Annotated in this window: 16 protein-coding genes, 1 tRNA gene and 1 pseudogene; 5 read left to right on the top strand and 13 right to left on the bottom strand. The window is 64.9% G+C overall.

Features of this window, described 5'->3' with window-relative positions:
- Positions 1–7 precede the first annotated feature (7 nt).
- From IPU70_RS29840 to IPU70_RS29830, 3 genes and pseudogenes are all read left to right on the top strand, one after another.
- Positions 8–679: pseudogene (locus tag IPU70_RS29840) on the top strand (phosphoribosylanthranilate isomerase); the annotation flags it as partial.
- Between the two features lie 203 nt (positions 680–882).
- Positions 883–959: transfer RNA gene (locus IPU70_RS29835), tRNA-Val, on the top strand.
- Positions 960–1,361: 402 nt separating this feature from the next.
- Positions 1,362–2,957, top strand: coding sequence for a sensor domain-containing diguanylate cyclase (locus tag IPU70_RS29830; protein WP_207472738.1), 1,596 nt, complete (start codon positions 1,362–1,364; stop codon positions 2,955–2,957).
- A 66-nt stretch (positions 2,958–3,023) separates the two neighbouring features.
- Here IPU70_RS29830 and IPU70_RS29825 read toward each other — a convergent pair whose 3' ends face one another.
- Complete coding sequence (locus tag IPU70_RS29825; protein ID WP_207472737.1) at positions 3,024–3,662, bottom strand: LysE family translocator; 639 nt, start codon at positions 3,660–3,662, stop codon at positions 3,024–3,026.
- Between the two features lie 110 nt (positions 3,663–3,772).
- Complete coding sequence (locus tag IPU70_RS29820; protein WP_207472736.1) at positions 3,773–5,269, bottom strand: methyl-accepting chemotaxis protein; 1,497 nt, start codon at positions 5,267–5,269, stop codon at positions 3,773–3,775.
- 209 nt (positions 5,270–5,478) lie between these two features.
- Here IPU70_RS29820 and IPU70_RS29815 point away from each other — a divergent pair, with 209 nt between their 5' ends.
- A complete protein-coding gene (locus tag IPU70_RS29815) occupies positions 5,479–5,874 on the top strand; it encodes a YbaN family protein (RefSeq protein ID WP_207472735.1) in 396 nt (131 codons plus the stop codon).
- 9 nt (positions 5,875–5,883) lie between these two features.
- Here IPU70_RS29815 and IPU70_RS29810 read toward each other — a convergent pair whose 3' ends face one another.
- From IPU70_RS29810 to IPU70_RS29795, 4 genes are read right to left on the bottom strand one after another with little or no spacing between them, the layout of a single operon-like run.
- The gene (locus tag IPU70_RS29810; protein WP_207472734.1) at positions 5,884–7,665 is read right to left on the bottom strand and encodes an IlvD/Edd family dehydratase; all 1,782 of its coding nucleotides are present in this window, start codon (positions 7,663–7,665) and stop codon (positions 5,884–5,886) included.
- Between the two features lie 57 nt (positions 7,666–7,722).
- The gene (locus tag IPU70_RS29805) at positions 7,723–8,739 is read right to left on the bottom strand and encodes a TRAP transporter substrate-binding protein (RefSeq protein ID WP_207472733.1); all 1,017 of its coding nucleotides are present in this window, start codon (positions 8,737–8,739) and stop codon (positions 7,723–7,725) included.
- A 22-nt stretch (positions 8,740–8,761) separates the two neighbouring features.
- The gene (locus IPU70_RS29800) at positions 8,762–10,042 is read right to left on the bottom strand and encodes a TRAP transporter large permease (RefSeq protein WP_207472732.1); all 1,281 of its coding nucleotides are present in this window, start codon (positions 10,040–10,042) and stop codon (positions 8,762–8,764) included.
- 42 nt (positions 10,043–10,084) lie between these two features.
- Positions 10,085–10,627, bottom strand: a complete 543-nt coding sequence (locus IPU70_RS29795; protein WP_207472731.1) for a TRAP transporter small permease — start codon at positions 10,625–10,627, stop codon at positions 10,085–10,087.
- 132 nt (positions 10,628–10,759) lie between these two features.
- Here IPU70_RS29795 and IPU70_RS29790 point away from each other — a divergent pair, with 132 nt between their 5' ends.
- The gene (locus IPU70_RS29790; RefSeq protein WP_207472730.1) at positions 10,760–11,785 is read left to right on the top strand and encodes a LacI family DNA-binding transcriptional regulator; all 1,026 of its coding nucleotides are present in this window, start codon (positions 10,760–10,762) and stop codon (positions 11,783–11,785) included.
- Positions 11,786–11,793: 8 nt separating this feature from the next.
- On the opposite strand, the gene IPU70_RS29785 is transcribed toward IPU70_RS29790, so the two are convergent.
- The 7 genes from IPU70_RS29785 to IPU70_RS29755 form a co-directional block, all read right to left on the bottom strand.
- On the bottom strand, positions 11,794–12,681 hold the full coding sequence (locus IPU70_RS29785; RefSeq protein WP_207472729.1) for a DMT family transporter: 888 nt from the start codon (positions 12,679–12,681) through the stop codon (positions 11,794–11,796).
- 14 nt (positions 12,682–12,695) lie between these two features.
- Positions 12,696–13,760 (bottom strand): histone deacetylase family protein, encoded by a 1,065-nt coding sequence (locus IPU70_RS29780; RefSeq protein WP_207472728.1) that lies wholly within the window; start codon positions 13,758–13,760, stop codon positions 12,696–12,698.
- 21 nt (positions 13,761–13,781) lie between these two features.
- Complete coding sequence (locus tag IPU70_RS29775) at positions 13,782–14,072, bottom strand: cupin domain-containing protein (RefSeq protein WP_207472727.1); 291 nt, start codon at positions 14,070–14,072, stop codon at positions 13,782–13,784.
- Positions 14,073–14,112: 40 nt separating this feature from the next.
- A complete protein-coding gene (locus IPU70_RS29770) occupies positions 14,113–15,744 on the bottom strand; it encodes an ABC transporter ATP-binding protein (protein ID WP_207472726.1) in 1,632 nt (543 codons plus the stop codon).
- Positions 15,745–15,753: 9 nt separating this feature from the next.
- Entirely contained in the window at positions 15,754–16,593 is an 840-nt protein-coding gene (locus IPU70_RS29765) for an ABC transporter permease (RefSeq protein ID WP_207472725.1), read from the bottom strand.
- Positions 16,590–17,597, bottom strand: coding sequence for an ABC transporter permease (locus IPU70_RS29760; RefSeq protein ID WP_013392903.1), 1,008 nt, complete (start codon positions 17,595–17,597; stop codon positions 16,590–16,592). Before IPU70_RS29760 ends, IPU70_RS29765 begins: the two co-directional genes overlap by 4 nt.
- A gap of 105 nt (positions 17,598–17,702) precedes the next feature.
- Positions 17,703–19,277 (bottom strand): ABC transporter substrate-binding protein, encoded by a 1,575-nt coding sequence (locus IPU70_RS29755; RefSeq protein ID WP_207472724.1) that lies wholly within the window; start codon positions 19,275–19,277, stop codon positions 17,703–17,705.
- Between the last annotated feature and the right edge of the window lie 30 nt (positions 19,278–19,307).

Below are 19,307 nucleotides of genomic sequence, written 5' to 3'. Positions count from 1 at the left end.
GCAAGCGAAGAGTTTCATGCGCACACGCATCAAGATCTGTGGATTGACCCGTGAACAGGACATCGACGCCGCCGTCGCGGCAGGCGTCGATGCGATCGGCTTTGTGTTCTACGCCAAGAGCAAGCGTTGCCTGACGCCGACCCGCGCGGCCCAGTTGCGGCGCATGGTGCCGGCCTTTGTGGACGTGGTGGCTTTGTTCGTGAACCCGGAAGAGGCCGAGGTGCAGGCCGTGCTGGACCAGGTCAAACCGGAGCTGCTGCAATTCCATGGCGATGAAACGCCGCAGGACTGCGCCCGCTATGGCCACCGGTTTCTACGGGCATTCCGCGCCGGGGCGCCTGGCCTGGATACCGCGGAAAACCTGGCCTCCACGTGCCGTGCCTACGGCGAAGCCGCGGGCTGGCTGTTCGACAGCTACAGCGCGGGCTACGGCGGCAGCGGCCATGGCTTCGACTACGCCTTGCTCGATGAGGTAAGGGCCGATCCGGTGTCGCGGCCCCTGATCCTGTCCGGCGGCCTGAACGCTGAAAACGTTGGCCAGGCGGTGCAATTGATCCGGCCTTGGGCGGTCGATGTGAGTAGCGGCGTGGAGCTTGAGCAAGGGATTAAAAGTTCTGATAGAATCTCGTTCTTCGTTGCTGCAGCGCAAGCCGCAGACGCGAAGCTGAAGGGAACTTAGTAGTGCAGTGCGGGCGATTTGAAGCAGCGCGGCAAAGCTGAAAAGCGGCGCCACGGAGCTCTTCAAAATGCGTTGCGAGAGAAGTCTGACGGTCTATGCAAAAGCAAAAGGCCACAAGCTTCGAAACGCAATAAATAGTGCAAAAAATCTTCCAAGACGATTTGCATAGTTTAAAAAAGCACTATATAATTCTTCTTCTTTGCAGGCGGTTAGCTCAGCTGGTTAGAGCGCCACGTTGACATCGTGGAGGTCGTTGGTTCGATTCCAATACCGCCTACCAAATTCCTGCAAAGTGCTGTCAAGCACGGCAAAAGAAAAAGCCGCCAAGTCGATGACTTGGCGGCTTTTTTGTTTTCTTGTTCCAAGCATTTCCGAGCATGGCTTGTGGCAAGCAACTTATTCTGTATCGCTGGTTCACCGTTCCCGTGGCAGGAGAAACCACTGCTGCCTTGGTGGGAGCCGTCATCGGATGATGAGAAAGGGAAGCCGGGATCGACCATTTCCGTGCGTCAAGCAGGTAGACGTATGTTGAAATAGGGCGCGCAGAATGGAAAGATAGCGGTTCACTCGGCGTGGCTGGCATTTATTCAGCCACCTTCCATTAACCGGCCCGACTGCCTCAAAAAGATAATTGACCGGGCCGATAATCGCCAAAGGACGCTGATTTGGATCAGGGGACGGTGTGAGCGCAGAATCGCCATGGCAATATGGACGCGGACGACAAGGGCGGTCCATCGTGCGTCGTGTGACGCTTGGTTTTGTTGTGGTGTGGGTTGCATCGGTGGCGGTTTTCGCGCGCTGGATGTCTCAGGAGATCGAGGCATCACGGCTCGACAGCCTGACCGCCAGCGCTGAATACGAGTCCAGAATGACCGCGCGCGTCATGGGCCGGTTGTTTACTGAGATGGTAAGCGTGGCCAATATGGTCGCGCGCCAGGGCCAAGTGATCGAACTGGCTATTCGATACCGCACGGATCCTCCTGGGGTGGCCGAGTTGACGCGAGAGCAACGAGCCGCCGTGTTTACGCGCGATCCGCTGGTGCGCAGAGTGGGTGACTTCATGAATGCGCTGGCTGGCGATCTGCAATACGCGCGCATTTATATGAACAATATGTCGGACGATACGGTGACCGCGAGCAACTGGGCGGAACCGGACAGCATTGTCGGCATGATTTACGCGGGCCGGGCTTATCTTGCCGACGCATTGCGCGATGGCACCGGGAGTTATTTCGGTATTGCGCGACTGAACAAGAGTCCATCCTACTTCGTCGCGAGCCGTATCGAGGATACGAATGACGTGCCGCAGGGCTCGGTGACCGTAAAGTTCGACGCGCCCGACGTAGCGCTTTACCTGGCTGGCCGGCATATTGCGCTGATCGTGAATCGCCAGGGCCGGGTAACCACGGCTTCGTCCGCGCCATTCATGCTGCGTAACGTTGCCGCGCTATTGCCCCCTGGTTTGGTACTGCCTTCCGACGGTGATGAAGATCTGGGCGAACCCATGGAGATACAGGCAATTGCCGGTACGCGCCATGCAGACCAATGGCTCATTGACGGCAGGCCGTACCTGGCGCGGTTTCAGCCGTTGCCGAATACCCAATACCAATTGATTACGCTGGCATCGCTCGATTATCTGGCGCCCATGCGTAAACAGCACATATGGGCGGCGGTGGTGGTGGCAATGGTTGGCATGACCCTGATTCTTCTTTCCGGCCGAGTGGTCGGGCAAATGGTGAGACGACGTCAAGATGAACGGCATGCCGCCAACCATGACGCGCTGACCGGTTTGCCGAACCGGCGCGCCGTCATGGCCGAACTGGAGCGGTATTTCACTTTGGCAAAACGGACGCAGCAGTCCGTGCTGGTGGCATTTATCGATCTCGATGGATTCAAGACGATCAACGACACTTATGGCCACGACATTGGCGACAAGTTCCTGGTCGAGGTTGGCCGGCGCCTGTCGGCAGGTCTGCTTGCGGGAGACACGCTAGGTCGCTGGGGAGGCGATGAGTTCGTCGTGGTCGGATTGGGCGCGAGGCCGGGACCCGATACGGACAAGGCTGTTGAATCGATGCGGACGCGCCTCGCCCCGCTGCTCAGCGGCACCTATACCTTCGAGGGATGCAGTTTCCACTATACAGGCGCCAGCTTTGGCACCGTGAGCGCGGATCCATCGGTCAGCGTTCTACAAGCCGTACTCAAGGAAGCAGACCAATTAATGTACGCGGACAAGCAGGCGCGGCGCGAGATGCAGATGGCAAGCGCCTTGTCGGCCTGAGCGCGTGGTCCTATCTTTGCGGCGCCACTTGCCAACGCAATCTGGTTGATACTGTGCCGGCTGCGTTCAAAGTCCGCTTTTGGGCGCATTGAGAATAAGCCGCAAGCCCAGCGCCGAAATAACGCCCGCCGCGGCGCGGTCTATCCATTTCTTCGCCCGCAAATAAATCTCGCGCGGGCCCTTGGTGGAAAAACAGAGCGCCACGATCGCATACCAGCCGAATTCGACCAGAAATACCAGGGGCGGCAGCGCGAAATAGGTCCATGCCGGCGGATGCCCGGGCAGCAGGGCGGCGAAGATGCTGCCATACCAGATGGCCGTCTTGGGGTTGCTCAACTGGGTCGTGAGACCGATCCAGAAGGAACGACGACCATCGCGCGATGCTGGCGCACCGCTGTCGGGCATGGCAAAAGGCTGCCTGGCGTTGCGCCAGATGCCGGCAGCCACGTAAAGCAGATAGACGCCGCCGGCGATTTTCAGCGCGACGTACAGCCATTCGACGCTTTGCAGCAGGGAATACAGGCCCGCCAGCGCCAGACCGGCGAACAGCATGCCGCCCGCGCCCATGCCGAAGGCCGAGGCCAGGCCATCCCACCGGGACTGGCCGATGGCCTTGCGCGCGACGATGATGAAACTGGGCCCCGGCAGCATGGCTCCAAGCCACAGTGCACCGAGGATAGCGAGTATGGAAGCAAAGGGCGTCATGGTTGCAGGGGGCGGGAGCCATGGGAGGCTTTGATTCTTCCATGAAAAACTGGCCCTGCAAAGGACGGTGAAGCGCCTGCCGGCGGCAGGCGTTTCGCGCAGTCCTGGTATCAGCCTCCTGCCAGCGCCAGCGGCGCGGCGCGCCCTGGAGCGACCACATTTGGGGCGGACAGGGTTTCCGGCTGCCGTTCATCCTGCAGGCGGAACACGCCCACGGCTTGCAGCAGTTCGGCCGCTTGCGTTTGCAAGGCTGTCGACGCGCCGGCAGCTTGCGCCACCCGGGCCGCATTCTGGCGGGTCAGTTCGTCCATCTGGGTCACCGCCTGGTTGACCTCGTCGATATCCGTGGCCTGCGCCCGCCCCGCATCGCCGATCTGGCTGACGATGCCGGCCACGCGTTCGATGCTGGCCACCACATCGCGGATCACGCTGGCGGCGTGGTCGGCCTGGCGGAAGCCGCTGTCCGTCTTTTCCAGCGAACCATCGATCAGGCCGCGGATCTCGCGCGCGGCGCTGGCGCTGCGTTGCGCCAGCGCGCGGACCTCGGTGGCCACGACCGCGAAGCCGCGTCCGCTTTCGCCGGCGCGGGCCGCTTCCACAGCAGCGTTCAATGCAAGGATGTTGGTCTGGAAGGCGATGCTGTCGATCAAGCCGGTGATCTCGGAGATCTTTCTGGACTCCTGCTGGATTTCTCCCATCACGGCGGCGACGCCCGCCACCGCCGTGCTGCCTGTATCCACGATGCGCCGCGTTTCGTCGGTCAGTTCCTGGGCGCGCAGCGCGTTGGTGGCGTTGTCGTGGACGTTTACCGCCAGGTCGCGCATCGATGTGACCGTTCGTTCGAGTGAATCGGCCTGAGTCCGGGTGCGCGCCTCCAACTGCTGATTGTCCTGCATGATGTCGCGTGTTGCGGCCGACAGGGCGGTGGCCGTGTTCCGGACCCCGCTCATGGTCCGGTGCACGGCGTCCATCGTGGCCTTGAAGCTGCGGCCCAGCTTGCTGTCCAGGTCCAGGCCGGCAAAGCGCAGGTCGAACACGCCGGGCTCGCGGCCGATATGCGCGCTGAGCCGGGCCAGTTCCTCGGCCGCCACTGCGGCCCGTTCCATTTTCCAGGCCAGCCAGCCCAGGGCGGCAGCCTGCACCACGACATAGGCCGCATGCAGCAGCACCATGGGCAAGCTGGGCTCCGCGAAGCAAATCGTGCCGTAGCCCCATTGCTGCAGGAAATTGAAGGACAGGTGATGCAGCGCGATGACCACGGCCGCGCACAGGATGGTGCGCCAGTCCCGATAAGCCAGCAGCAGCGAGAGCAGAACGAAGATGCCGAAATGGATTTCGGCCATGCCGGACATCAGATGGATATGGAGCGCGGCCAGCACCATCAGGCCACAGGCCACGGTCAGGCGGGTGCTCAGCCGGCCAGGCCGCCAGAGGATCAGCAGCGAGGGTATCCCTGCGCCGGCCAGGCCGACGCCGATGGCGGCGCCCCATCGTCCGTATTGAGGAGCCATGCACAGTCCGACCGCAAACAGCAGCCAGAGCAGAGGTAGCATCGCCCGGTCGGTCCGGCGGTACGAGTCTTCCAGCAAATCGCTTGCGTTGCGCATGGCATTTCCTTGCGACGGGAAGCGCGGAACCCCGCGCACGCTCGATTTTTATTCAATAATTCCAATTTGTGAATATATATTCCAAATTATTCTATGCTGTTGCTGCGACGCTACCAGGCGGCCCGTCCGGTGGCTGCGGACCCGGAAACGGGCGCTTTGCGCGGCGCGTTTGAAGCGACTGGAAAACCTGGGATATCCTGCTGCCCATCATGATTAGAGTACTGTGGCTCTGCCTGGGTTGCCTGATGCTGGCGTTGGGTGTGATTGGCGCGTTTCTGCCCGTCATGCCGACGACCATATTCCTGATCCTGGCGGTGGCCTGCTTTTCGCGCTCTTCGCCGCGGCTGGAAAAATGGCTGCTGGATAGTCCGACCTACGGTCCCGCGCTGCGTGCCTGGCGGGACCACGGGGCCGTGTCGCGCAAGGGCAAGACCTATGCCTGCCTGGGCATGGCCGTCGGCTATGTGCTGTTCTGGTGGGGCGCGCACCCGTCGTGGCTGCTGGCCGCCGCCGTCGCCGTGTTTTTCGTGGCCAGCGCCGCCTATGTCGTCACGCGCCCGGCGCCGCAGGAGCCGGGCGCTGGCGATGGCCAAGCCTCCCGATAGCTGTCGCCGTCAATGCGAATGCCGGGGATCGCCCCGTGTTTCCACGACCTTCAGGTACAAGGTGGCGGGTTCCAGGCAGCCGCCGGTTGAAAGCTGGCCGACCAGTTGCCGGTACAGCTCCTGCCAGGGCGTCTGCGATTCGGGCGCCTGGTAAGGAGGCTCCAGCTTGCGGCGTTCCATTTCGGTTTCGTCCACAAGGGCGATGACCGAGCGCTGGTTCAGGTCGACGCGGATGCGGTCGCCGGTGCGCAGCAGCGCCAGGCCGCCGCCCACCGCGGCTTCCGGCGACATGTTCAGGATGGATGGGCTGGCCGAGGTGCCGCTTTGGCGGCCGTCGCCCAGGCAGGGCAGCGAGTCTATGCCGCGCTTGAGCAGGTGCGAGGGCGGCGCCATGTTGACCACTTCCGCGCTGCCCGGGTAGCCCACGGTGCCGGCGCCGCGGATCACCAGGATGCAATGCTCGTCGATATTCAGGGTAGGGTCTTCGATGCGGGCGTGGTAGTCCTCTGGACCCTCGAACACGATGGCGCGCGCCTCGAAGGCGTTCTCCGAGCCGGGCTCCGACAGATAGGCGCGGCGGAAGGCCTCGCCTACCACCGACATCTTGATGATTGCGCTGTCGAAGAAATTGCCCGACAGGACGATGAATCCCGCGCGATGCTTGAGCGGCGCGTCGCAACTGCGGATGACGTCGGCGTTGTTGGTCTTGGCCGCGGCCGCGATCTCGCCGATGGTCTTGCCGGATACGGTGGCGCAGTCCGTGTGCAGGCGGCCGGCTGCCGCCAATTCATGCAGTACGGCCGGGACGCCGCCCGCGCGGTGGAAGCCTTCGCCCAGGTGTTCGCCGGCAGGCACGCAGTTGACCAGCAGCGGCACGTTTTCTCCCAACCGCTGCCAGTCGTCCAGGCTCAGGTCGATGCCGGCATGGCGAGCCATGGCGATGAGGTGCGGCGGGCAGTTGCTGGAAGCGCCCAGCGCCGAGGCCACGACGATGGCGTTTTCGAAGGCCTGCCGGGTCAGGATGTGCGACGGCCGCAAATCCTCGCGCACCATGTCGCAGATGCGCAGGCCGGTGGCATAGGCCATCTGGCCGCGTTCGCGGTAGGGCGCGGGGATGCTGGCGCAGGTGGGCAGCGACATGCCCAGCGCCTCGGCCAGCGAGTTCATCGACAGCGCCGTGCCCATGGTGTTGCAGTGGCCGATGGATGGCGACGATGCCGTGGCCAGCGTCATGAAGCCTTCGTAGTCCAGCTTGCCCGCGGCCATCAGGTTGCGCGCATGCCAGATGACCGTGCCCGAGCCGACGCGCTGGCCGTCGTGCCAGCCGTCCAGCATCGGCCCGCCGGACAGCACGATGGCGGGGATGTCGACGGTGGCCGCGGCCATGAGGCAGGCGGGCGTGGTCTTGTCGCAACCGGTGGTGAGCACCACGCCGTCCAGCGGATAGCCGTGCAGGATCTCGACCAGGCCCAGGTAGGCCAGGTTGCGGTCCAGCGCGGCGGTGGGCCGCCGGCCCTGTTCGGCCAGCGGGTGCACGGGAAACTCCATGGGGATGCCGCCCGCGTCGCGGATGCCGGCTTTGATCCGCTCGGCCAGCGCCAGGTGATGCCGGTTGCAGGGCGCCAGGTCGCTGCCTGTCTGGGCGATGCCGATGATCGGCCTTCCCGATTGCAGTTCCTGGCGCGTCAGGCCGTAGTTGAGATAGCGCTCGACATAGATGGCCGTCATGTCGGCGTGCGCCGGGTCGTCGAACCATTTCTGGCTGCGCAGCTTGCGGGGAGTCTGTGGCATGGGATTCTCGTATACAGCGGTTGCGTGGCGGCCCGGCGCGCGTCCGGGCCGCGAAGGCTAGTTGCGCGCCTTCTGGATTTCGTCGTTGAGCTGCTTGACCAGGTCGGGGCCGAGCTCCTGCGTGTACTTGTCGACCACCGGCTGCACCTTCTGGCGCATGCGAGCGACCTCTTCGGGCGAGACCGTGTTGATCTTCATGCCGGCCTTCTCCAGCGTGGTCATGGCCTTCTGGGAATCGGCCCGGCTGTCCTGGCGTTCAAAGTCGCGCGAGGACGCGGCTGCCTGGCGGATGAGTTTTTGTTCTTCGGGCGACAGGGTGTCCCACCATTTCTTGGACGCCAGCACGACCCAGGGCGTGTAGACGTGCCGGGTGATGGTCAGGTAGGGTTGCACTTCATAGAACTTGCTGCTCTGGATGGTGGTGATGGGATTCTCCTGGCCGTCCACGGTGCGCGTTTCCAGGGCGGTGAACAGCTCCGAGAACGGCATGGGCACGGCGTTCGCGCCCAGCGTGTTGAAGACGCCCAGCGCGATCTGGTTCTGCATGACGCGCAGCTTGATGCCTTGCAGGTCTTCCGCGCGCGCGATGGGGCGCTTGGAGTTGGTCATGTTGCGAAAGCCGTTTTCCCAGTAGACCAGGCCGATGATGCCCTTGGCCTCCAGCTTCTTCAGCATGTCCTGGCCCACGGGGCCGTCCAGCACGGCGTCCGCTTCCTTTTCGCTGTTGAAGAGGAAGGGCAGGTCGAATACGCCGAACTCCTTGACCATGCCGGCCAGCGGCGCGGTGGAGCCCACCATCATTTCCTGCACGCCGCCCACCAGCGCGCTTTGCATCTGTTCGTCCGAGCCCAGGTTGGCCGAGCCGAAGGTCTTCATCTTGAGTTTGCCGCCGCTGATCTTTTCCAGCTCCTGCGCCAGGTGACGCGCGGCGCGTCCCTGGACGCTTTCCTCGTTCAGGCCGTAGCCGAAACGGATCAGGCGCGGTTTGACGTCGGCGGCGGACGCGACGCCAGCGATGGCGCAGGACAGCGCCGTCGCCAGGACAAGAATGCGGGTCTTGAAACGGTTCATCATGGTGCTCCTCCTTGGGGTTTTTCTAATGCATCCAGCGTGCAGGTACGGTGATCAACTCGGGGAAGATCACCAGCAGGACCAGCAGCAGCGTGTAGGCCGCGACATAGCGCCACACGCCCCTGATGATGGTTTCCATATTGATGCGGGCGACGCCGCAGACCACGTTGAGCACGGTGCCCACCGGCGGCGTCAGCAGGCCCACGCAGCCCACCATGACGAACATCACGCCGAAGTAGACCGGGTCGATGCCGGCCTTGGTGACCACCGGCATCAGCACCGGCGCCAGGATCAGGATGGTCGGCGTCAGGTCCATCACCGTGCCCACCAGCGTCAGCAGGATCAGCAGGGCGAACATCAGCAGCCTGGGCTGGTCCAGCACGGGCTCAAGCAGCGCGATCAGGTCCTGCGGCATGTCGGCCAGGGTGATCATGTAGGACGAGACCATGGCGGCGGCCACCAGGAACATGACGATGGCGGTGGTGCTGGCGGCGTTGATGAAGAGCGGCCCCAGATCGCGCACGCTGATTTCGCGGTAGACGAACAGGCTGACCAGCAGCGCGTAGACCGCGGCGACCACGGCCGCCTCGGTGGGCGTGAAGATGCCGCCGCGCAAGCCGCCGATGATGATGACCGGCAGCATTAAGGCCCACAGCGATTCGCGCAGCGCCTTCCAGCGCTTGCTCCAGGGGACGCGCGGCGAGGGCTTGATGCTGCCGTGCTTGCGCGCCACCCAGGTCCACACCGCGACCAGCGTCAGGCCCATCATCAGGCCCGGCGCGATGCCGGCGAAGAACAGCTTGGTGATCGACACATTGGTGGCGACGCCGAAAATGATGAACGAGATCGAGGGCGGGATGATGGGCGCGATGATGCCGCCGGCCGCGATCAGTCCGGAGGCCTGGCCCGCGTTGTAGCCTTTTTCGCGCAGCATGGGGATGAGCAGCGAGCCCAGCGCCGCCGCGTCGGCCACGGCGGAGCCGGATAGCGCCGCCAGCAGCACGCTGGCGAAGATGGCCACATAACCCAGGCCGCCCTGGATGTGGCCCACGAAGGTGCTGGCCAGATTCACGATGCGGCGCGAAATGCCGCCGGCGTTCATCAGTTCGCCGGCCAGCATGAACAGCGGCACGGCCATGAGGGTGAAGCTGTTGGCGCCCGACAGCATGTTCTGCGCCAGGATCTGGGTATCGAAAAAGTCCAGCTGGAACATCATGGCGATCGCGCTGAGCAGCAGCGCGAAGGCGATAGGCATGCCCAGGGCGATCAGCCCCAGCAGCACGAGCAGGAAGACGGTCAGGATCATTGCGGGCGTCCGGGCGGGGGAAGGAAGTTGGGGGCGGAGCCGTCAGACCAGCGGGTCTTCGGGGCTGGATTCCGCCGGCAAGGGCCCGCCCGCAAGGACGCGCACCAGATCGATCAGGGTCAGGATACCCATGGCGGCGGCCGCATAAAGCGCCGCGGCATTGAACACCGCCAACGACATGCCGGTGACGGGCAGCACGGTGTCCAGGCCAATGATGGTCTGCGTCCAGCTGCCTTCGGCCATCAGCCACAGCACCCACAGAATCAGCAACTGGCAGAACACGTGCGAGACGCGGCGGGCGGCGGGGCCGAAACGTTCGACCAGCATGGAGACGCCGATGTGCTGGTGCGAGCGCAGCGCAATCACCGAGCCCAGGAAGATCATCCAAACGAACGCCAGCCGGGAGATCTCGTCGGACACATTGATGCCGGAGTTGAACAGGTAGCGCAGCGCGACGTTGCCGAACAACAGCACCACCATGACGGCCAGACAGGCCACCATCAGCCAGGTCTGCAGCGCGAAGCACCAATCGGCGGCGCGGGCCAGCGGCGTACCGCCGGGCCGCCCCGGTGGGGAAGCTCGCATGTTTGTCTCCTATCCGTTTTCGGGAATTTTTTAGGGTTATGCTGTGAGGAATGTTAGCGCTAACATTTTGCGTTTGGCAAGCCCCAGTTTTTTGCGTCAGACTACGCGCTCACCAACCCATGCCGAGGACCGATGTCCATCCGTAAACCCCGCAGTTCACGCGCCGGCCGCGTCACCATGCAGGAGGTCGCGCGCCGCGTGGGCGTCAGCGCGATCACGGTATCGCGCGCGCTGCGCACGCCGGACAAGGTGGCGGAGGAATTGCGCCAGCGCATTGCGCGGGTGTGCCAGGAACTGGGTTATGTGCCCAACCATGCTGCCAGCGCCTTGGCGTCGGCGCGCTCGCAGACCATCGTGGCGCTGATTCCGTCGCTGAGCAACGTGGTGTTCGTGGACATCATCGCGGGGATCAAGGAAGAGCTGGACCGCCACGGCTATCACATGCTGATCGGCGTGACCGGCTATTCGCCGGACGAGGAAGAAGCCCTGCTGCGCAAGTACCTGCAGCATGCCCCCGACGGCCTGATCCTGACGGGCGTCGATCACAATCCGGGCGTATGGGACTTGCTGGACACGCAGCGCATTCCGACCGTGCACACGATTGAGACGCTGGACGGCGGCGAGCACATGAGCGTGGGGTTTTCGCAATTCGATTCCGGCTATGCCGCCGGCCGCCATCTGGTGGAGCGGGGCTACCGCCGCATTGGCATCGTGGGCGCGCAGCTGGATCCGCGTTCGCTGCGCCGCTGCGAGGGCTGCCGCCAGGCCTTGCGGGATGCGGGCCTGTACGATCCGGCCCTGGAAATCATGACGCCGGAGAAATCATCCATCGGTCTGGGGGCGTCCCTGCTGGAGCAGTTGCGCGCGCACCATCCCGACTGCGACGCGCTTTTTTTCTGCAATGACGATTTGGCCCAGGGCGCGGTGTTCCAGTGCGGACGCCTGGGGGTGCCGGTACCCGAGCGCATGGCCATCATCGGCTTCCACGACGTGGCCGGCACGGCCTGGACCACGCCGCCACTGTCGACGATCGCCACGCCGCGCTACCAGATCGGCGTATCGGCCGCGGGCCTGCTGATGCGGCACCTGGCGGGCGAGCCCGTCGCCGAGCGCCATGTGGACCTGGGCTTCAAGCTGGTGCAGCGCGAAACCAGCTGAAGACCGGTTCAGCTCCGGCGCAGCGCCAGGAACACGCCCGAGGCGATGATCAGCGCCATGCCCGCCAAGGCCAGCCCGTCCGGCGGACGCTGGAACCAGAAGGTGCTGAACAGCACCGCCAGCAGCAGCTGGAAGTAGTTCAGCGGGGCCAGGGTCGCCGCGGCCACGCGCTGAAACGCGGATATCAGGAAGATCTGCGCCAGCCCGCTGCAGGCGCCCAGGCCGACGATGAAGAGCGTATCGGCCAGATCCGGCCACGGGTCCGGCAGGAAGAAGGGCGCCGGCAGCCCGGTGACGATGAGGCAGATGAAGGCGGTGTAGGCGTACTGGACCGGCCCAGGCACCTTGCCCGAAAGCTTGCGCGTCAGCACCTGGAACACCGCATAACTGACCGCGGACACCGCCATCAGCAGCGTACCCAGCCAGGGCAGGTCCGAGCCCGGCCGCACGATCAGCAGCATGCCCGTGAAGCCCGCCGCCACCGCTGTCCACTGGGCGGGCCGCACCCGCTCTCCCAGCAGCCAGGGCGACAACGCCACCATGATCAGCGGCGAGGTGAAGTAGATGGCCGTGGCTTCCGACAGCGGCATCCAGATCAGCGCGGTCATGAAACAGGTGCCTACGGTGGCCAGCAGCAGGCCGCGCAGTATCAGCAGCGGTTTTTCGGCCGCATCGCGCAGGCGCGGCCCGCCGCGGTGCCGCCACAGCAGTGCCACCGCCAGCACGGCCACCGCCGAGTAGCGCATGATGTTCAGGAACGGCGCGGGGTAGCGCGCCAGCATGTGCTTGGACCCCGCGTCGAAGGTGGCGAAAGCCACCAGCGCGGCGAAGAACAGCAGGATGCCGGTCTGGCGCGCGGCGGCCGGAGAGGGCAGGGCGAGGGGAACGGAGCTCATGTGGGCGGTTGGACTCAGGCTGCCGCCCGGCCCGCGCCCAGCAGGAACGCGTCCAGCGCGGGGCCGATGGCCTCCACCATGTAGCCGCCTTCCTGCACGATCACGGTGGGCAGTCCCAGACTGGCGACGCGCGCGCCGATGTCGCGGTAGGCGTCGATGTCCAGCTTGAGCACGCTGATCGGATCGTCCTTGTAGGTGTCGAAGCCCAGGGCCAGCACCAGCGCCTGCGGCGCGTAGCCGGCCAGCGCGGCGAGCGCCGTGTCCAGCGCCCGCAGGAAGGCGTCGTTGCCCGAGCCATGCGGCAGCGGCAGGTTCAGGTTGCAGCCTTCGCCCGCGCCATGGCCGCGCTCATGCGCGTAGCCGGTATAGAAGGGGTAGTAGCCGGCGGGGTCCGCGTGCAGCGACACCGTCATGACGTCGGCGCGCTGGTAGTAGATGTTCTGGGTGCCGTCGCCATGATGGGCGTCCACGTCCAGCACCGCCACTTTGGACCAGCTCTGCAGCAGCCGGCTGGCCGCGGCCGCGCTGCTGTTCAGGTAGCAGAAGCCGCCCGCGCGGTCGCGGTGGGCATGATGACCCGACGGGCGGCACAAGGCATAGGCCATGCCTCCCGTGCTGGCGACGTGGTCGGCGGCGGCCACCGCGCTATGGGTGGACCGCAGCGCCGAGCGCCAGGTCTGCGGCCCGATGGGGCAGGACAGGTCGCTCAGGTAGTAGCCGGTCTGGGCCACGATGGACGGCGACGGGCAGGGGCCGCGGCCGGCCAGCTCGACTCGGCCGTTGTAGTACGGCGAAAGGTTGGGCAGCACCTCGGGTCCCGGATCCACCGTGGCCGATCGCAAGGCCTGCCAGCGCGCATAAGCCGTTTCCAGGTAGTCGAGGTAGTCAGGGCTGTGGATGTCTTGCAGCGGCTTGCGGCCGTAGTCGGCCGGCGCTTCCACGCCGATGCCACGCGCGGCCAGCGCGCTTTGCAGGCTTTCGGCGCGCGCCGGCAGATCGGTCGGCGCGCTGATACGCCCCAGCCGCATGAATTGCTGCGGCGTATGCAGCAGCTGCTCTTCCGAGAAAAACGCCTTCATGGCTGCCCTCGCTGGCTTTATTTATGCGTGCTTGAGTTCGATTTCGACGAACACGAATTCGGTGTCGCTGGGATTGATGACGTTGTGCTCCACGCCCACGGGCCGGTAGTAGGCCACGCCGGTGATGAGTTGGCTGGTGATCTCGCCGTCGGGCGTATCCAGCAGCAGCGGGCCGGTGGTCTGCGGGACCACCACGTAATTCATGCCGTGGCGGTGCCAACCCGTTTCGCCGCCGGGCGGAAAGCGCCATTCGGTGACGGTGACCATGTCATTGTCGATCTGTACGGTTGGTATGGCGGCGGGGCGTTGCATGGGGTGTTCTCCTTGGTGGGCATGAATATTCTTGTGCGCTTCAGGCCGCGTGCGCCTTGGTCGGGTCCCAATGCTGGCCGGGGACCGCGGCGATCAGCTGCCGTGTGTAGGCGTGCTGCGGGTTGTCGAAAATCTGCGCGGGCGAGCCGTACTCGACCACCTTGCCGCGATGCATGACCAGCACGGCATTGCAGATCTGGGCAGCCACGCGCAAATCGTGGGTGATGAAGACCAGCGCAATCTTCAGGCGTTGTTGCAATTCATGCAATAGCTGCAGTACCTGCGCCTGGACGGACACGTCCAGCGCCGACACCGATTCGTCGGCCACCAGCACCTTGGGCTCCAGCGCCAGCGCGCGGGCGATGCCGATGCGCTGGCGCTGTCCGCCCGAGAACTGGTTGGGATAGCGGTCGAAGGCTGACGGGTCCAGCCCGACCAGCGACAGCAGCTCCCGCACGCGCGCTTCGGCCTGGGCGCGCGGCACGCCGTTGGCGACGGGGCCGTCGCTGATGATGCGGCCCACGGTATGGCGCGGGTTGAGCGAGGCGAACGGGTCCTGGAAGATCATCTGGATGTCGTGGCGCAGCGGCCGGAAGCGCGATTCCGGCATGGCGGCAATGTCCTGGCCGTTGAAGATCAGCTGGCCGCCATTGATGCCCACCAGCTTAAGCAGGCACTTGCCGATGGTGGACTTGCCCGAGCCTGATTCGCCGACGATGCCCAGCGTTTCGCCGCGCCGCACGCTGAAGCTGACGCCGTCCACGGCATGCACCTCACGCTTGCCGCCCAGCCAGCCGCGCCCCACTACATAGGTCTTCTTCAAGTCCCGCACGTCCAGCACCGGCGCGTCGTCCGCGGCGGCCGTGCGCGCTTCGCCGCGGCGGTGCGGCACGGCTGCGATCAGGCGTTGCGTGTAGGGGTGGCGGGGCCGGTTCAGCACTTCTTCGGCCGGCCCCTGTTCCACCAGGATGCCTTTTTCCATGACGGCGACCCGGTGCGCGATCTCGGCCACCACGCCGAAGTCATGGGTGACGAACATGACGCCCATGCCTTTCTCTTTCTGGATGCGGGCGATCAGCGCCAGGATCTGCGCCTGGGTGGTGACGTCCAGCGCGGTGGTGGGCTCATCGGCGATCAGCAGCGCGGGTTCCAGCGCCAGGGCCATGGCGATCATCACGCGCTGCCGCTGGCCGCCGGACAGGCGGAACGGGTAGACGTGGTAGAGCGTGGCGGGGTCGGGCAGGCCCACGAAAGCCAGCAGTTCCAGCGTGCGGGCCAGGCGCTGGGTGCCGGGATAGGCGTTGTGCACGCGCATGACTTCGCTGATCTGTTCGCCCACGGTCATCAGCGGATTCAGCGCCGACAGGGGCTCCTGGAAGATCATCGCCATGTCCTTGCCGCGCATGGCTTGCAGGGTGGCTTCGTCCTGCCGCAGCAGGTCCTGGCCGCGGAACAGGATGCGGCCCTGCTGCGGCGTCAGGTAATCGGGCAGGAGCCCCATGATGGCGTTGGCGCTCATGGATTTGCCCGAACCCGATTCGCCGACGATGCACAGGATTTCGCCGGCGCGGATGTCGTAGGACACGTCCTGCACGGCATAGGGGCGGTCGCCGCCCTTGGGCAGGGCGATGCTCAGGTTCTGGATGGACAGCAGGGGCGTGGATGCGTTCATGGCGTCCTCCTATTCGCCGCGCTTGCGCAGCTGCGGATTGAGGGCGTCGTTCAGGCCTTCGCCGATCAGGTTGATGGCCAGCACGGTCAGCAGGATCGCCACGCCGGGCCAGACGCTCATCCACCAGGCCTCGCGGATCATGGTGCGCGCGGCGCCGATCATGAAGCCCCAGCTCATCAGGTTGCGGTCGCCCAACCCCAGGAAGGACAGCGACGATTCCGTCAGGATGGCGGTGGCGACCATGAAGGACGCCGACACAATGATGGGCGACATGGCATTGGGCAGGATCTGGGTGCCGACGATGCGGGCTGGCGTCTGTCCGATGACGATGGCGGCCTGCACGAACTCGCGCTGCTTGAGCGTCATGAATTCCGAACGCACCAGCCGCGCGGCCGGCGGCCACGACACCACGGCGATCGCGCCCATGATGGAATAGACCGAGGGGCTCAGGATCGCCACCAGCACTACGGCCATGGCCAGTTGCGGGATGGTCTGGAAAAATTCGGTGAAGCGCATCAGCGCGTCGTCCACGCGGCTGCCGCAGTAACCCGCCACCGAGCCGACCACGATGCCGAAGACCAGCGCCACGGCGGTGGACAAGAGGCCGACCATCAGCGAAACCCGGGCGCCCCAGACCAGTCCGGCCGTGATGTCGCGGCCCAGCATGTCGGTGCCGAAGGGGTAGTCGGCGTTGGTGAACGGCGGAATCAGCGGGTCGGCCACCATCATCCAGGGCGATTCTTCGTACAGCAGCGGCGCGGCCAGGGCCACGAGGACCACGATCAGCATGATGGCCAGTCCGGCCACCGCTCCGTAATTGCGCATGTAGCGCCGGACAAAGGACTTCATGCGGCGGCTCCTTGCTGCGCGCCCGCGCCGATGCGCGGGTCGATGAGTCGGTACAGCACGTCGGTCAGCAGGTTGAACACCACCACCATGATGGAGGTGACCAGGAAGATGCCGAGCAGCAACTGGTAGTCGCGTTGCAGCAGCGCGTCGAACATCAGCCGGCCGATGCCGGGCCAGGCGAACACGGTTTCGGTGAGCACCGCGCCGCCCGCCATCTGCCCCAGCTGGATGCCGGCGAAGGTGATGACCGGCAGCAGCGCATTGCGCAGCACGTGAGCGCGGATCACGCGGCCGGGGCTCACCCCCTTGGCGCGCGCCGTCTTGACGAAATCCATGCCTATCACTTCCAGCATGGAGGCGCGCGTCAGGCGCACGTACACCGCCATGAAGAAGCAGCCCAGCGTCACGGTGGGCAGGATCAGGTGCTGGGCGATGTCGCCCGCGCGCGCCCAACCGCTCAGGTTCGCGCCCACGGTCTCCATGCCGAAGGCTGGCAGCCAGCCCAGCACCACCGAGAACAGCAGGATGCCCATCAGCGACAGCCAGAACAGCGGCGTGGCATACAGCACCAGGGCGCCCGTCATGACGGAACTATCGATCCAGCGGCGCTTGTTGCGGTAGCGGGCCTTGGCCGCCACCACGCCCAGGAAGACGCCAAGCACGATGGAAAATACGAAGGCGCAGGACATCAGCAAGAAGGTGGCCGGCAGGCGTTCCAGGATCAGGTCCAGCACCGGCACGTGGTTGCGGTACGAGAAGCCCAGGTCCAGCTGCACCACGCCTTTCAGGTAGAGCATCAACTGAGTCAGGATGGGCTTGTCCAGGCCGAAGGCCACGCGCAGCTGTTCGACGTAGGCGGCATCGCCCGCGCCGGCTTGGCCCGCCAGCACGGCGGCGGGGTCGCCGGGAGCCAGGCGGATCAGGAAGAAATTGATGATCACCACGCCCAGCACGACCACCAGGGCCTTGCCGATGCGCGAAACGAGAAAAGACAGGAATTTCATGCTCTGGATCCTCTCAGGTCGGACGCGGCCTGCCTGAGGCAGCCCTTTTTGTCCGGCCGGCATCCGCCGCCGCGGCAGGCGTGTCGCGGCGGCGTCCTGCGGCGCTTATTTCTCGATGTACACGTCGTCGAAAGTTTCGTTCAGGCCGATGGCGGTCTTGACCAGGTTCTTCACGTTGCCGCGATAGAGCGTGGGGAATTCCATGTCCACCAGGAAGCCGTTGGCAATCTCATTGACCAGCGTGGTCTGCAGCTTGGTATAGAGCTCCTGGCGCTTGGCGGGGTCCACCTCGGAGGCGGCGGCTTCCCACTGCTTGTCGGTCTCGGGGTTGCTGTAGCCCTGCACGTTGGCGAACGGCGAGCCCTTGACGATGTTCGACGAGACATACAACCGCTGCACGCCCAGCGCGGGGTCGCCGTACTGGTAGGTGAAGGTGGTGGTCATGTCGAAGTCCCAGTTGCCCGTGCGGCTGGCCCAGCCGCCTGCGTCGGTGGCTTCCAGGTTGACCTTGAAGCCCAGCTGCTCCAGCGCCTGCTTGGTGTATTCGCCCAGGCGGTCCCAGGTGGAGCCGTAGGGGAAGCTCAGCTGGCGGATCGTGTAGTCCTCGGGCTTGACGCCGGATTCCTTGATCAGCGCGCGCGCCTTCTTCATGTCGAACGCCAGCGGCGGCATGTTCTTGTCGTAGAACATCTCGGTGGTGACGAAGGGGCTGGTGGAGACCTTGCCCAGGCCGAAGAAGATGTTGTTGACCACCATGTTGCGGTTGATCGCCGCCATCACCGCCTGGCGCACCTTCAGGTTGTCGAAGGGCGGCTTGCGCATGTTGAAGATCAGGTAGGCCTGCGGCGAGAACATCTCCCAGCCGGCCGTGGTGTATTCGACCTTGGGAAGGGCGCGCAGGCGCTTGATATCGACGTTGTCGACGTCGCCGCCGCGCAGCACGTCCACGCTGCCGCGCTCGAAGGCCACCGCGCGCGAGGCCGAATCGGGGATGACGTTGAACACCAACTCATCCAGATAGGGCTTGCCCGGCTTCCAGTAGTCGGGGTTGCGGGTCAGCTTGATGTATTCGCCGCGTTTCCATTCCTTGAACATGAACGGGCCGGTGCCTACCGGTTTCTGGTTGGCCGGATTGGTCATGTAGTCGGTGCCCGCATAGAGGTGCTTGGGCATCATGGGCGCGAAGCCCGGCTCGAACATCAGCATGAAGGCGGGGAAGGGCGTCTTCAGCTTGACGACCACCGTCTTCGCGTCCGGCGCCTGCACCGATTCCACGAACTTGTTCAGGATCACGCGGGCGCGCGCATGGGTCTTGGGCAGCATGTCCGCCAGCGAGAACACCACGTCCTCGGACGTGAAGGGCTTGCCGTCGTGCCACTTGACGTTGTCCTGCAGGTGGAAGGTGTAGGTGAGGCCGTCGGCCGAGGCGTCCCACGATTTCGCCAGGCCGGGCTGCGGCTTCAATTCGGTGGAGTAGGTCAGCAGGCTCTCGTAGATCTTGCCAGCGACGAATTGCGTGGGGCCCTGCTGGTTGATGGCCGTGACGATCACCGGCGGTTCGGGCTGGACGATCATGTTCAGCGTGCCGCCCTTGGTCTGGGCCAGGGCTTGCGTGGCGGGCAGCGCGGCCGCGAGGACCAGTGCGCCGATGCTTAGGGAGAACCATTTTTTCGATTTCACTGCGAGCCTCCGGGCTGGAAAGGATCTGAC

This window comes from Achromobacter sp. SD115, from assembly GCF_017355315.1.
GTDB classification, from domain to species: domain Bacteria; phylum Pseudomonadota; class Gammaproteobacteria; order Burkholderiales; family Burkholderiaceae_B; genus Achromobacter; species Achromobacter xylosoxidans_B.
This window is presented reverse-complemented; position numbering and strand designations above follow the sequence as displayed.

Excerpts from the sequence above, each read along its gene's own strand:
- IPU70_RS29820 (WP_207472736.1), bottom strand. The coding sequence starts at position 5,269 with ATGCGCAACGCAAGCGATTTGCTGGAAGACTCGTACCGCCGGACCGAC.
- IPU70_RS29775 (WP_207472727.1), bottom strand. The coding sequence starts at position 14,072 with ATGCAACGCCCCGCCGCCATACCAACCGTACAGATCGACAATGACATG.
- IPU70_RS29810 (WP_207472734.1), bottom strand. The coding sequence starts at position 7,665 with ATGCCACAGACTCCCCGCAAGCTGCGCAGCCAGAAATGGTTCGACGAC.
- IPU70_RS29770 (WP_207472726.1), bottom strand. The coding sequence starts at position 15,744 with ATGAACGCATCCACGCCCCTGCTGTCCATCCAGAACCTGAGCATCGCC.
- IPU70_RS29800 (WP_207472732.1), bottom strand. The coding sequence starts at position 10,042 with ATGATCCTGACCGTCTTCCTGCTCGTGCTGCTGGGGCTGATCGCCCTG.
- IPU70_RS29795 (WP_207472731.1), bottom strand. The coding sequence starts at position 10,627 with ATGCGAGCTTCCCCACCGGGGCGGCCCGGCGGTACGCCGCTGGCCCGC.
- IPU70_RS29790 (WP_207472730.1), top strand. The coding sequence starts at position 10,760 with ATGTCCATCCGTAAACCCCGCAGTTCACGCGCCGGCCGCGTCACCATG.
- IPU70_RS29780 (WP_207472728.1), bottom strand. The coding sequence starts at position 13,760 with ATGAAGGCGTTTTTCTCGGAAGAGCAGCTGCTGCATACGCCGCAGCAA.
- IPU70_RS29760 (WP_013392903.1), bottom strand. The coding sequence starts at position 17,597 with ATGAAATTCCTGTCTTTTCTCGTTTCGCGCATCGGCAAGGCCCTGGTG.
- IPU70_RS29765 (WP_207472725.1), bottom strand. The coding sequence starts at position 16,593 with ATGAAGTCCTTTGTCCGGCGCTACATGCGCAATTACGGAGCGGTGGCC.
- IPU70_RS29815 (WP_207472735.1), top strand. The coding sequence starts at position 5,479 with ATGATTAGAGTACTGTGGCTCTGCCTGGGTTGCCTGATGCTGGCGTTG.
- IPU70_RS29805 (WP_207472733.1), bottom strand. The coding sequence starts at position 8,739 with ATGATGAACCGTTTCAAGACCCGCATTCTTGTCCTGGCGACGGCGCTG.
- IPU70_RS29785 (WP_207472729.1), bottom strand. The coding sequence starts at position 12,681 with ATGAGCTCCGTTCCCCTCGCCCTGCCCTCTCCGGCCGCCGCGCGCCAG.
- IPU70_RS29825 (WP_207472737.1), bottom strand. The coding sequence starts at position 3,662 with ATGACGCCCTTTGCTTCCATACTCGCTATCCTCGGTGCACTGTGGCTT.